Genomic DNA, 14,948 nt, shown 5'->3' on the forward strand with positions numbered 1-14,948 from the left:
ATAACTGAATTTCATTATTCTTTCATTGCTCATCAATCATGATATAAACAATAACAGTTTATTCCCTCCAGCTTTGATCAAAAAAACAATTGCAAATTTTGCGGCTGCTTTTTTTGCAACAGCTATTTAAACAAAACAGTGACATAGTGATGATCCTCATTTCCTATAGAACGGAATCACTCTCTTCTCTGTATTGTATCGATTTGTATCGATGATACAGAGATCACCCGGATGTTTCATTTACCTTATGATTTAAAAGGAATAAACATGAACTCATACGTGAAAGAGATACCTGATGTATTACAAAGCCAATGTGGTATTAATTGTCTGACAGATATTTGTCATTATTCTTTTAATGAATTCCGGCAGCAAGTTTCTGATCATCTCTCTTGGTCAGAGACCAACCGCTTATATCGTGATGCACAACAGGAACAAAAAGAGAATCAATTATATGAAGCGCGTATTCTTAAACGCGCTAACCCACAGTTGCAAAATGCAGTGCACCTCGGTATTACCCTCCCTCATGCTGAATTGCTAGGCTATAATAATGAATTCGGTGGCCGAGCCAGCCAATATGTGGCACCAGGTTCGGTTTCCTCTATGTTCTCCCCCGCCGCTTATTTAACTGAACTCTATCGTGAAGCACGTAATTTACATGCCAGTGACTCCGTTTATCATCTGGATCAACGCCGCCCAGACCTCCAATCAATGGCGCTAAATCAGCAAAATATGGATACCGAACTTTCCACTCTTTCGCTGTCCAATGAAATTTTGTTGAAAGGAATTAAAGCTAATAAGCCTAATCTGGACAGCGATACTCAGGTAATGGAAATGTTAGCCACTTTTCGTCCTGCCGGCACGATACCTTATCACGATGCTTATGAAAATGTGCGTAAAGCTATCCAATTACAAGATCCTAAGCTTGAACAATTTCAGCAATCACCCGCTGTTGCAGGATTAATGCATCAAGCTTCACTGTTAGGAATTGATAACTCTATCTCACCGGAATTATTTAATATCCTGACAGAAGAGATTACCAAGACTAATATAGATGAAATTTATAAAAAGAATTTTGGCGAAATATCCCCTACCTGGCTGGCAATGCCAAAATATATGAAAAATTATTATAATTTTAGTGACGAAGAGCTAAGCCAATTTATTCACAAATACCCAAACAATGAACTAAATTCTCAGAAAATACATTTACTAAAAATCAATAAAATTATTTTATTATCACGAACCGTAAACCTGCCATTTTTAAAACTAGATGAAATCGTTCCAGAACAGAATATTAATCCAACAGTATTAGGAAAAATCTTTCTAGTTAAATACTATATGCAGAAATACAATATTGATACGGACACTGCCTTAATACTATGTAATGATTCCATTTCACAATATTCCTATAGTAATCAACCCAGCCAATTTGATCGCCTATTTAATACCCCACTACTTAACGGCCAATATTTTGCTACTGGAAATACCGATATTGACTTAAATCTGAATAGCAGCGATAGCTGGCACAAAGCAATACTTAAACGTGCTTTTAATGTCGATGATATTTCCTTATATCGCCTGATCCGTATTGCCAATCATAATAATACCGATGGAAAAATTGCTAATAATATAAAAAATCTTTCCAATCTCTATATGACTAAACTACTGGCAGATATTCACCAATTAACGATTGATGAACTGTATTTATTACTGATTACTATCGGTGAAGATAAGATAAATTTATATACAATTAGTCATAAAGAGCTGGAGAAACTCATAAACAAACTCGATACCCTAAGTAATTGGTTGCATACACAAAAGTGGAGTGTCTATCAGTTATTTTTGATGACCACCACCAACTATGACAAAACGTTAACGCCTGAAATTCAAAACTTACTCGATACGGTTTACAACGGTTTACAAGACTTTGATAAAAATAAAAAAGATCTTTTGGCTACCATATCGCCTTATATTTCCGCAGCGCTACAATTACCGTCTGAAAATATTGCCAATTCTATTCTTATCTGGGCTGATAAGATAAAACCAAGCGAAAAGAAAATAACAGCAGAAAAATTCTGTGACTGGCTACAAAATAGGGACACTTCAGAATCATCAAAACTACCAGCAATGCAGGAACAAATTATTCAGTACTGTCATTGTCTGGCACAATTGACAATGATTTACCGTTCTTCCGGTATTAATGAAAACGCTTTCCGCCTGTTCATAGAACAACCAACTATTTTTGGCATTGCTGATGAACCTGATAAAGCGACACCAGCCCATAATGCACCAACATTAATCATCCTAACCCGCTTTGCTAATTGGGTTAACACACTGGGTGAAAAAGCTTCTCCTATTCTAACGGCTTTTGAAAATAAAACTTTAACCGCAGAACAGCTCGCTAACGCCATGAACCTTGATGCTAATTTATTAGAACAAGCCAGTATTCAGGCACAAAATTATAAGCAGGTTACTGAGGAAAATGCATTTTCCAATTGGCAATCCATCGACATTATTCTGCAATGGACCAATGTAGCAAATAATTTTAATATCTCCCCACAGGGCATTTCATCTCTGATGGCATTGGATTATATACAACCGGCTCAAAAAACACCGATCTATTCTCAATGGGAAAACGCAGCAATGGTATTAACTGCCGGGTTAGACACTCAACAAACTAATACTCTACACGCATTTCTGGACGAATCTCGCAGTACTGCATTAAGCAACTATTATATTGGCGAGATTGCTAACCGGGCAGCAGCAATTGAAAACCGTGACGATTTGTACCAATATTTACTGATTGATAATCAAGTTTCCGCCACAATAAAAACCACACGCATTGCCGAAGCCATTGCCAGTATTCAATTGTACGTCAACCGAGCGCTGGAAAATATAGAAACCCATGCCATTTCTGATGTTATTACCCGTCAATTTTTTATCGATTGGGATAAATATAATAAACGTTACAGTACTTGGGCTGGCGTTTCACAATTAGTTTACTATCCCGAAAATTATATCGACCCGACAATGCGTATCGGACAAACGAAAATGATGGATACGTTATTGCAATCCGTCAGCCAGAGCCAATTAAATGCCGATACGGTAGAAGATGCATTTAAATCTTACCTGACCTCGTTTGAACAAGTCGCTAATTTGGAAGTCATTAGTGCTTATCATGACAATGTTAATAATGCCCAAGGTCTGACCTATTTTATCGGACACAGTAAGACAGAAGTTAATCAATATTATTGGCGCAGCGTCGATCACAGTAAATTCAACGACGGTAAATTCGCTGCTAATGCCTGGAGTGAATGGCACAAAATTGACTGTGCAATTAATCCCTACCAAAGCATCATCCGCCCCGTTATCTATAAATCCCGCTTATATCTGATTTGGTTGGAACAAAAGGAAACAGCTAAACAAGATAAGGATAATAAAGTCATTACTGGCTATTGCTATGAATTAAAACTAGCACATATTCGTTATGATGGCACTTGGAACGTACCAATAACCTTTGATGTGAATGACAAAATATCAGCACTAGGACTGGAAAAATCTCAAGATCCCGGGCTATATTGCACAAGTTATCAAGGAGAAGACACCTTGTTGGTAATGTTTTATAGAAAAAAAGAGAAATTGGATGATTATAAAATTGCTCCAATGCAAGGATTTTATATTTTCTCCGATATGTCTTCCAAAGATATGACCAATGAACAATGTAATTCCTATCGGAATAACGGTTATACACATTTCGATACTAATTCTGATACTAATAACATCATAAGAATAAATAATCGATATGCAGAGGATTATGAAATCCCTTCATTGATCAATCATAGCAACAGCCATGATTGGGGGGAATATAACCTTAGCCAAGTATATGGCGGAAGTCTAGTTATCAATTACACAGTTGCGTCAAGTGATTTAAAAATCAATATTCTACCAAAATTAAGAATAATCCATGATGGGCGAGAAGGGCAAGAGCGTATTCAATGCAACCTGATGAAAAAATATGGTAAATTGGGGGATAAATTTATTATTTATACACATATCGGGAAAAACCCGAATCACTCTAAAAATGAAAAACTTATCTATCCTATTTATCAATATCGCAACAATGACAAAGGACGCCTGCTGTTTTATAGGAACAATACATCGGGTACTGTAAGAGCCTGGTTCCCAAAAACCAAAGACGAAATAACCAAAACGACAAATGATAGCCAAGATTATATTATCAATACGCTTAATAATGAAAGTCTATTTAAAGAGTACTTTTACATGGAAGATAAAGAAGGTGGTATTGCTACTGATATTATAGGGCCAGTCGATATCAACACAGCAATCTCTCCTGAAAAGGTTCAAATCACAATCAAAGCAGGCAACAAAGAATATTTTTTTACAGCGAATAATAATGTCTCCGTTCAACCATCACCTAGCTTTGAAGAAATGCGTTACCAATTTAATACTCTCGAAATAAAAGGTTCTGACTTGGAATTTATTAATAACTCAGCCAATATTGATGTCACCTTTACCGCATTGGCAGAAGATGGACGCAAACTGGGTTATGAAATTTTCAATATCCCTGTTACCCAAAAGGTTAAAACCGATAATGCTCTAACTCTTTTTCATGACAAGAATGGCGCTCAATATATGCAATGGGGAGCCTATCGCATTCGTCTTAATACCCTATTTGCCCGTCAATTAGTTGAACGCGCCACTACGGGTATTGATACGATTCTAAGTATGGAAACTCAGAATATTCAAGAGCCACAGTTAGGAAAAGGCTTTTATGCTACGTTTGTTATGCCACCCTACAACTCGTCAATTCATGGTGATGAATGCTGGTTTAAGCTTTATATCAAACATGTTGCTGATGACAATTCACATATTATCTATTCAGGCCATCTAAAAGATACAAGTGTAAGCACCACATTATTTATTCCTCTTGATGATGTTCCATTGCATCAAGATTTCCACGCCAAGGTCTATATGACCTTCAAGCAATCGCCATCAGATGGTACCTGGTGGGGGCCTCACTTTGTTAGAGATGATAAAGGAATAGTAACAATAAACCCTAAATCCATTTTGACCCATTTTGAGAACGTCAATGTCCTGAATAATGTTAATAGCGAACCAATGGATTTCAGCGGCGCTAACAGTCTCTATTTCTGGGAACTGTTCTACTATACCCCGATGCTGGTTGCTCAGCGGTTGTTACATGAGCAAGACTTTGATGAAGCTAACCGCTGGCTGAAATATGTCTGGAGTCCATCCGGTTATATTATTCGTGGTCAAATTAAAAACTATCGTTGGAATGTGCGCCCGTTACTGGAAAACACCTGTTGGAACAGAGATCCTTTGGATTCCGTTGATCCTGACGCGGTGGCACAGCACGATCCAATGCACTATAAAGTAGCCACTTTTATGCGCACTCTCGATCTACTGATGGCTCGGGGCGATCACGCCTATCGCCAACTGGAGCGGGATACGTTGAACGAAGCCAAAATGTGGTATATGCAGGTACTGCACCTGTTAGGCGATAAACCCTATCTACCACTGAGTTCTACATGGAATGATCCACGTCTGGGCAATGCCGCAGACACAACCATACAAAAAGCATATTCCTGCGCAATAACCACCCTACGACAAGGCACGCAAACACCAGCACTATTATTGCGCTCCGCTAATACTCTGACCGATCTCTTCCTGCCACAAATCAACGACGTCATGTTGAGCTACTGGAACAAACTGGAACTGCGTCTGTATAACTTGCGTCATAATCTCTCTATCGATGGTCAACCGCTCTATCTGCCGATGTATGCCACACCGGCGGACCCGAAAGCGTTACTCAGCGCCGCCGTCGCCACTTCTCAAGGCGGAGGCTCTCTCCCACAGCCATTTATGTCTCTGTGGCGCTTCCCGCATATGCTAGAAAATGCCCGCAGCATGGTTACTCAACTCACGCAGTTCGGTTCCACGTTGCAAAATATTATTGAACGCCAAGACGCTGAGGCTTTAAACGCTCTATTGCAAAATCAAGCCAAAGAGCTGATATTAACGACGCTCAGCATTCAGGACAAAACTATTGAAGAAATAGATGCTGAAAAAACCGTACTGGAAAAATCCAAAGCCGGAGCAAAATCGCGCTTTGATAACTACAGCAAATTATACGACGAAGATGTCAACGCCGGTGAGCGTCAAGCTCTGGATATGCGAATAGCTTCCCAAAGTATTACCTCTGGACTGAAAGGTTTGCACATGGCTGCCGCCGCACTGGAGATGGTGCCCAATATTTACGGCTTTGCAGTCGGGGGAACGCGCTTTGGGGCGATTGCCAATGCCATTGCTATTGGTGGCGGGATCGCCGCAGAAGGTTTGTTAATTGAAGCGGAGAAAGTCTCACAATCTGAAATATGGCGTCGTCGCCGCCAAGAGTGGGAAATCCAGCGTAATAATGCCGAAGCTGAAATAAAACAAATCGATGCTCAACTTAAATCGCTAACGATACGCCGTGAAGCAGCGGTATTACAGAAAACCAGCCTGAAAACCCAACAGGAACAAACTCAAGCCCAACTGGCTTTTCTGCAACGAAAATTCAGCAATCAAGCGCTGTATAACTGGTTACGTGGTCGGTTAGCTGCCATTTACTTCCAATTTTACGATTTAGTCGTCGCCCGTTGTCTGATGGCAGAACAAGCTTACCGTTGGGAAATCAATGATACCTCTGCACGCTTTATTAAACCGGGAGCTTGGCAAGGAACCTATGCTGGCCTGCTTGCCGGAGAAACCCTAATGCTGAATCTGGCACAAATGGAAGATGCGCACCTGAAACAAGAGCAACGCGCGCTGGAAGTGGAACGCACGATCTCCCTGGCGCAGGTGTACCAATCCTTAGAGGAAAAAAGCTTTGCATTAAAAGATAAGATTGAAGCATTACTACAAGGAGGTGAAGAGACTTCCACCGGTAACGACGGCAATCAATTGAAATTAACCAACAATAATACGCTATCTGCGACGCTAACTCTGCAAGACCTGAAACTCAAAGATGACTACCCGGCTCACATGCAATTAGGTGAAACACGCCGCATCAAACAAATTAGCGTCTCCTTACCGGCACTATTGGGGCCATATCAAGACGTGCAAGCTGTCCTGTCTTATAGTGGCGACACCACCAGCTTAGCTAAAGGTTGTAAAGCCTTGGCGGTCTCTCACGGCCTGAATGACAACGGTCAATTCCAACTCGATTTCAACGATGGCAAATTCCTGCCGTTTGAAGGAATAGATATTAATGACAAGGGGACATTAACGCTAAGTTTCCCCAATGCCACCAGTAAACAAAAAAACATATTACAGATGCTGACCGATATTATTCTGCATATTCGTTACACTATTCTCCAATAACCATCACCTGCCACAGGCCCTAATCAGGGCCTATTATTAAAAATCATCTTACGTACCACTGTTATTTCAATTACCTTAATAGAAAAATTATCCTTATTATGTGGAAGGAGTGAATTTAACATTAATTCACGGTAACGCAGACAAAAAACGATTGCAGAAATTATCCAACACAACAAAGGAAGTAAATGATGAAAAACATTGACCCTAAACTTTATCACCATACGCCTACCGTCAGTGTCCACGATAATCGTGGGCTGGCTATCCGTAATATTAGTTTTCACCGCGCTACCACAGAAGCAAATACCGATACCCGTATTACTCGCCATCAATATAATGCCGGAGGATATTTAAACCAAAGCATTGATCCTCGCCTGTATGACGCCAAGCAAACTGACAATACGGTGAAACCAAATTTTATCTGGCAACACAATCTGACCGGCAATATTCTGCAAACAGAGAGCACCGATGCAGGCCGGACTATTACCCTCAACGATATTGAAGGTCGCCCGGTATTGACCATCAATGCCACCGGTGTCCGCCAAAACCATCGCTACGAAGATAACACCCTGCCCGGTCGCCTGCTCGCCATCACCGAACAGACACAGGCAGAAGAGAAAACGACCGAGCGTCTTATCTGGGCCGGTAATACGCCGCAAGAAAAAGAGTACAACCTTGCTGGTCAGTGTGTCCGCCATTACGATACCGCAGGACTCACTCAACTCAACAGCCTTGCCCTGACCGGCGCTGTTTTATCACAATCTCAACAACTACTTATTGATAACCAAGATGCCGACTGGACAGGTGAGGACCAGAGCCTCTGGCAACAAAAACTGAGCAGTGATGTCTATACGACCCAACATAGAACCGATGCCACCGGAGCTTTACTTACCCAGATCGATGCCAAAGGCAACATTCAGCGGCAAGCCTATGATGTGGCCGGGCAGCTAAAAAGCAGTTGGTTAACACTCAAAGGTCAGGCGGAACAAGTGATCATCAAATCGCTGACCTACTCCGCCGCCGGACAAAAATTACGCGAAGAGCACGGTAACGGCATTATCACTGAATACAGCTATGAACCGGAAACTCAGCGGCTTATCGGCATTACCACTCGCCGTCCATCAGACGCCAAAGTGTTGCAAGACCTACGCTATCAATATGACCCGGTAGGCAATGTGATCAATATACGTAACGATGCGGAAGCCACCCGCTTCTGGCGCAATCAGAAAGTGGTCCCGGAGAATAGCTATACCTACGATTCCCTGTATCAACTTATCAGTGCTACCGGGCGTGAAATGGCCAATATTGGTCAGCAAAATCACCAACTTCCCTCCCCTGCGCTATCTTCTGATAACAGCACCTACACTAACTATACCCGTACCTATACTTATGACCGTGGCGGCAACCTGATGAAAATTCAGCATAGTTCACCTGCTACGCAAAATAACTACACGACGAACATAACGGTTTCAAATCTCAGCAACCGTGCGGTACTCAGCACACTGACCGAAGATCCAACCCAAGTTGATGCCTTATTTGATGCGGGAGGCCATCAAACCAGCTTGTTATCCGGTCAAGTTCTCGCCTGGACGCCACGAGGTGAATTGAAACAAACCAACAGTAGCGCAGGAAATGAGTGGTATCGCTATGATAGTAACGGCATACGACAGCTAAAAGTGAATGAACAACAAACTCAGAATATCCCACAGCAGCAAAGAGTCACTTATCTGCCAGGGCTGGAACTACGCACAACACAACATGGCAGTACTACCACGGAATATTTGCAAGTTATCACACTCGGTAAAGCCGGTCGCGCGCAAGTTCGAGCATTGCATTGGGAGAGCGGTAAGCCAGAAGATATCAACAACAATCAACTTCGTTACAGCTACGATAATCTTATCGGCTCCAGCCAACTTGAATTAGATAGCGAAGGACAAATTATCAGTGAGGAAGAATATTATCCATTTGGCGGTACAGCACTGTGGGCGGCAAGGAATCAAACCGAAGCCAGCTATAAAACCATTCGTTATTCAGGTAAAGAACGGGATGCTACCGGGCTGTATTATTATGGCTACCGTTATTACCAACCGTGGGCGGGCAGATGGTTAAGTGCAGACCCGGCAGGAACCATTGATGGGCTGAATTTATATCGCATGGTGAGAAATAACCCGGTGACGCAATTTGATGTTCAGGGATTATCTCCGGCCAACAGAACAGAAGAAGCGATAATAAAACAGGGCTCATTTACAGGAATGGAAGAAGCCGTTTATAAAAAAATGGCGAAACCTCAAACTTTCAAACGTCAAAGAGCCATCGCTGACCAAACAGAGAAAGAAGCCCATCAATTATTAACTAGCAATCCCGGTGTAGATATTAGCCCAATTAAAAACTACACCACAGATAGCTCGCAAATTAATGCCGCGATAAGGGAAAACCGTATTACGCCAGCAGTGGAAAGTTTAGATTCCACATTATCTTCCCTACAAGATAGACAAATGCGGGTAACTTATCGGGTGATGACCTATGTAGATAATTCCACACCATCACCTTGGCACTCCCCACAGGAAGGAAATAGTATCAATGTTGGTGATATCGTTTCAGATAACGCTTATTCATCAACATCAGCCCACCGTGGTTTTCTGAGTTTTGTGCATAAAAAAGAAACCAGTGAAACTCGATATGTCAAAATGGCATTTTTAACTAATACAGGCGTCAATGTCTCAGCGGCATCTATGTATAATAATGCTAGCGAGGAGCAAGTATTTAAAATGGATTTAAACTATTCGAGAAAAAGCGTTATTGATAAATTGAAACTAAGAGCCAGTGGACCGCAAGCTGGACAAGCGGAAATATTGCTCCCGAGAGAAACGCCATTCGAGGTTATTTCAATGAGACATCAAGGTAGAGATACCTATGTATTATTACAAGATATTAAATCATTAGCGAGTACTCATAGGGGTGTACGTAATACTTATACCGGCAGCTTTAGATCATCCAGTACAAGTTAAGCAAAATAGCAATTAATTAATATATACCCTATAGATTTCAAGATGTATCGCAACGGCAAGGGAGTGAATCCCCGGTCACATAGAGAACTATGTGACCGGGGTGAGTGAGTGCGGCCAACAAAGAGGCAACTTGAAAGATGACGGGTATAGATATCACCACAGATATTCCGATGAAAATGTTTGGTCATATGGGTGAAAAACCTGATGATACTTTTTTCAGTTGCGCATGATAGGAATGAGAATCATTCTTTTTATAGTGATGGGGTGAATGAGATTTAAAAAAGAGTAATAAGATTAAAATGGAGATAATCTATTGAATAAATTAAGAATAATAATTGTTCTCATGGAAGACTGATTATAACGCGTATTCAGGTTATCTTCATTTTATGGCAATTAATGCCAGTTTACTTTTGTCAATAAATGTCATGTTATTGTCATGAAGTTTAAATTATTTTGCTCAACATGCTGTTATATCGGTAGTGAAAAGGGATGTGCATTAAAAATCGTATTTTTTTGAAAAAAAGAGTTGATTTTTATAAGCACCCGCCGAGAAGATAGGAAAATTCAGAAATCGCTCACCCTGTTTATGCATGATGTATTGCGAAAATATGGGTGGCCTATGTAAATATCTTCTATCCGGTTAACTGCCGGTCGAGAAATACCTGCAAGGTTATTTCCCGCTATGACGATAATGACATGCCGAACTTTTATTAGTTTTGTGTTGTTTTGCCAACGACCGTAGAAATTATTAATAACGTCACCAGTATTGGAGACACCATTGAGTAAATAGGAGTAGGTATTTAAAGATGAAAAAACAACAACTGAGGCTGGCGGTTTTATGCCTGCTGCTGGTCGCCTGTAGCCAATTTCCGGCACAGGCGGGAATCATTGAAGCGATTAATCATACCAAATGGGCGATTAACCGGTTCAGTGTGGATGGTGAACCGGGTATCGACAGTATCGGCCCATATCAGGGCGGTGGTGGCGGTTGCTGCTATCGGGCCCCAGAGAAGTGGGAACCCGGGATGACAGTCAAGGTAGATTGGGAAACCGGGGTGGGGACCACAGAAGGTTTTCCTGGTTTCGATAAATGGGATGAATATTTGGTATGGAGGAAAAAAATCAATGCTCAAAAGCGCCAGCATAGCAAGCTCGTGCCAGTACCCGATTATACCGGGCAGCGCACCTGCGGTATTACGGTGCATTTCTTACCCTGTGATCAGGTCAAAGTCACCACCTCGTGTAACACCTATGGTAGTCCTAACTACCCAATTAAAGAGCCATTAGAAATGAAGGAGCCAAAAGTATGTCCGAAGTAATGCATACAGGCACCTTAAGTCCAGATTGTCACTAATGTGAAGGAGTAGAAGATGAAAGAACAACAACTGAGACTGGCGGTTTTATCTCTGCTGCTGGTTGCCTGTAGCCAATTTCAGGCACAGGCGGGAATCATTGAAGCGATTAATCATACCAAATGGGCGATTAACCGGTTCAGTGTGGATGATACACCGGGTATCGATATTATCGGCCCATATCAGGGTGGTGGTGGCGGTTGCTGCTATCGGGCCCCGGAGAAGTGGGAACCCGGGATGACGGTTAAGGTGAATTGGGAGACAGGAGAGGCGAGCATGAAGGGTTTTCCTGGATATGCAGATTACGAAAAATATTTGGCATGGGTAAAAAAGATGGATGCTTATACACGCCAGCATAGCAAAGTAGTACCAATACCCGATTACACCGGGCAGCGTACCTGCGGTATTACAGTGCATTTCTTACCCTGTGATCAGGTCAAAGTCACCACTTCCTGTAACACCTACGGTAGTCCTAACTACCCGATTAAAGAACCTTTGAAAATGACGGAGCCAAAAGTATGTCCGAAATAACATATGAAATGACCCAGAAAGATAACGTCTGGTTGCCTGCGGCCTTTCCAGCTCAGGGGCGGCTGCCTACTCAGCGTTATCTGGTCAGGCAAAATTGTCTCCGTCAGGTCAGCGATGAAAAGGCTTATCATCAGGAACTCTGTCTGGCTGCGAATCGTCGGGTGGAACAGCCCTGCTGTAAGACCTTACATGTCAGCCTGTTTTTCGATGGAACCGGCAATAATTTGTATAACGACCTTTATCAGGCGGTTCCTAACCATCCGACCAATGTTGTCCGCCTTTTTCAGGCGACCATTGGGGCGGGTTATGCCGGTGGCGCGTCGGGTAAGCCCTTGCTGGATGATGTCGAAAGTACCGGCGGCAAGTACTTTAAATATTATATTCCCGGCGTAGGTACCCCTTTTCCGGAAATTGATGACCTGGATTACAGCACGTCGGGGCTGGCTTTTGCTAACCGGGGTGAGGATCGGATTAACTGGGCGTTGTTGCGGTTGATTGATGTGTTAAAACGGGTATTAGTAAACGATAAAATCGATGATGATGCTTGCCGAAAGTCACTTGAGGCGATGAGTACGACATGGCTCACACAGAGCATGAGTGGTGTGCATAACCGTTATGGCGAGTTTTATAAGCAGTTTGCCCGCTTGAAACGTGAATTAAAAACAGCCCGCGGCCAATTGGGGCGGAGTAAATCCAAGCTGTTGGGGATGAAGTTATATGTATATGGCTTCTCCCGTGGAGCAGCCGAGGCGCGGACCTTTGTCAACTGGCTGGCCGAACTGTTGCCACCACCTACAGGGGATAACCAAAAACCGTCTCAGTGTCTGCAAGCGAAAAATGAAACCGACCCGGATTGTAACCTGCCCATCAGTGTGGAGTTTCTTGGGTTATTTGATACCGTGGCGTCGGTCGGGATGAGCCATGTGGTGCCCATCGTTGAAGGGCATATGGACTGGGCAGACGGTACGCAGGAGCTGCCGTCGGAGGCGACTTATGGTGGGCTGGTGAAACGCTGTGTGCATTTAGTCTCGACCCATGAACAGCGGCTGAGTTTCCCGATGGATTCTATTCGCCGTTCCGACGGCACTTACCCGGCAGGCAGTACCGAGGTGATTTATCCCGGCGTGCATTCTGATTTAGGCGGCGGTTATCCACCGGGAGAGCAGGGTAAGGCGATAGGTGAAACCGATGGTTTGTTGTTATCACAGATTGCTCTGCATGAAATGTATGCGGCGGCATTTGAGATAGGAGCACCACTGAAAGTCGATGAGGCATCTCTTCCGAAAGATTTGAAAAAAGACATCTGGCGCTCTTTGCATCCAGATGTCTTAGATGAATTCGAAGTTGCCTCGGATTTAGTCAACCGCTTCAACGCCTGGCGTCAAGTGACTTTGGGTTTGGAGATGCCTCAACAACCCCTGTCGGATGAAGAAGCGGCCAGCTTTGAACCGGTGCGGGCCTCTGTGGCGTTGGAACAGGCGATGAAAAACCAGATGGACTGGCTGACAGCCTGGCGTATCAATCGCTACGCCAACGGCATGCTGCTCGGTGCACCGTTTTTTCATGAGGCCCCCAACCGTGATGCGAAAAAAGCCCACTATGAGCAAAGTAAGCAGGCGCGGGAAGAAAAGCAGCAGGCGGTGTTAAAAAAACGCAAAGCCCAATGGAATGAATACATTATCAAGGGGGAGAAAACGCCCCCGGTGTTGGCACCGGGAGTGCCGGATTTTGACCCGGAAACCGCCCAGAACCAGTTGCGGGAAGCGGCAGCGGAATTTCGCAATGATTACCACGGTGACCAGCGGGAACAACACAGTGAGTGGGAGTTTCTTGTCGATACTGTGCCACGTCACGTAATTTACATGTTGGATGATCATAATGACCTCCTGGAGTATCTGCAAATGAAAGCGGCGGGAGAGTGGTTGGTCAAACAGCTTTTTCGACCTGTTCCGGCGGCAAAACCCGGACAACAGGAATCACCCGAGTCATTGTTGGTCGCCTTGTATGACAATCAGGTTCACGATTCCCGTGCTTGGTTTATGTACTCGACATTCGGTTCACGTGAACCGTGGGGAGGCTATTTCCGCTACCGAGTCATTTACTTCGGTACAATTTGCAGCAGACCGCTGTCACTCCTGTCGGTGGCTGGCACTGTGGCGGGGATCGTATCGCCATCGAAAAGCAGTGTACTGTTTTCCTTTAAACAGAAAAAAGTCGCAAACACGGTGGTGGAGGTTGTCGGCAAAGTGTCCAAGAGCATTGCCGCTGAGCGGGAAGTGACCGCGCAATATTTAACTTCCGGCGAGCTGATCCCCCTGTTAGCAGGACCGGAGTATAGAAAAGCGTTCACCCATAACGTGGGCGAAGTGACCCGTCAGCAGAGGGAATTTCTCAAAGAACGGCGGTTGCAAATGACCAAAGATGATCTCAAAGCGCGTTGGGCGGGAAAAATTCTGGAACCGACTCCGTTCAAGGAGCCTAAGAAATGAAAAACGTAATCCGTCAATGGTGTTGATATAGCGTGAGATTGAATAAGAAATACCTTACTCATTTTATTCTCTATCGTAGCAATTTATGTCCTGTGGCAGTGATATTTTCCTGCCCATTATTATCCCGTTTTAACCTAAGAAGGAAAATTAAATGAAAACTGAAATATTAG

The 14,948-nt window shown here is 43.2% G+C and carries 5 protein-coding genes; all 5 read left to right on the plus strand.

The features are described from left to right. Positions 1-267 precede the first annotated feature (267 nt). A complete protein-coding gene (locus EAE91_RS11165) occupies positions 268-7,401 on the plus strand; it encodes a Tc toxin subunit A-related protein (RefSeq protein ID WP_214088563.1) in 7,134 nt (2,377 codons plus the stop codon). Between the two features lie 188 nt (positions 7,402-7,589). Beyond that, complete coding sequence (locus tag EAE91_RS11170; protein ID WP_214088564.1) at positions 7,590-10,406, plus strand: RHS repeat domain-containing protein; 2,817 nt, start codon at positions 7,590-7,592, stop codon at positions 10,404-10,406. An 806-nt stretch (positions 10,407-11,212) separates the two neighbouring features. Beyond that, positions 11,213-11,725, plus strand: a complete 513-nt coding sequence (gene tli1a / locus EAE91_RS11175; RefSeq protein ID WP_214088565.1) for a Tli1a family immunity protein — start codon at positions 11,213-11,215, stop codon at positions 11,723-11,725. 51 nt (positions 11,726-11,776) lie between these two features. Further along, a complete protein-coding gene (gene tli1a, locus EAE91_RS11180; RefSeq protein ID WP_214088566.1) occupies positions 11,777-12,289 on the plus strand; it encodes a Tli1a family immunity protein in 513 nt (170 codons plus the stop codon). Then, positions 12,277-14,778 (plus strand): T6SS phospholipase effector Tle1-like catalytic domain-containing protein, encoded by a 2,502-nt coding sequence (locus tag EAE91_RS11185; RefSeq protein ID WP_214088567.1) that lies wholly within the window; start codon positions 12,277-12,279, stop codon positions 14,776-14,778. Before tli1a (EAE91_RS11180) ends, EAE91_RS11185 begins: the two co-directional genes overlap by 13 nt. The last annotated feature ends 170 nt before the right edge of the window (positions 14,779-14,948 follow it).

The sequence above is a fragment of the Photorhabdus noenieputensis genome (assembly GCF_018448935.1).
Classification (GTDB): domain Bacteria; phylum Pseudomonadota; class Gammaproteobacteria; order Enterobacterales; family Enterobacteriaceae; genus Photorhabdus; species Photorhabdus noenieputensis.

What these genes read in the sequence shown, in the direction of transcription:
- EAE91_RS11165 (WP_214088563.1), top strand. Translation starts at nt 268, where the DNA reads ATGAACTCATACGTGAAAGAGATACCTGATGTATTACAAAGCCAATGT.
- tli1a (WP_214088566.1), top strand. Translation starts at nt 11,777, where the DNA reads ATGAAAGAACAACAACTGAGACTGGCGGTTTTATCTCTGCTGCTGGTT.
- EAE91_RS11170 (WP_214088564.1), top strand. Translation starts at nt 7,590, where the DNA reads ATGAAAAACATTGACCCTAAACTTTATCACCATACGCCTACCGTCAGT.
- tli1a (WP_214088565.1), top strand. Translation starts at nt 11,213, where the DNA reads ATGAAAAAACAACAACTGAGGCTGGCGGTTTTATGCCTGCTGCTGGTC.
- EAE91_RS11185 (WP_214088567.1), top strand. Translation starts at nt 12,277, where the DNA reads ATGTCCGAAATAACATATGAAATGACCCAGAAAGATAACGTCTGGTTG.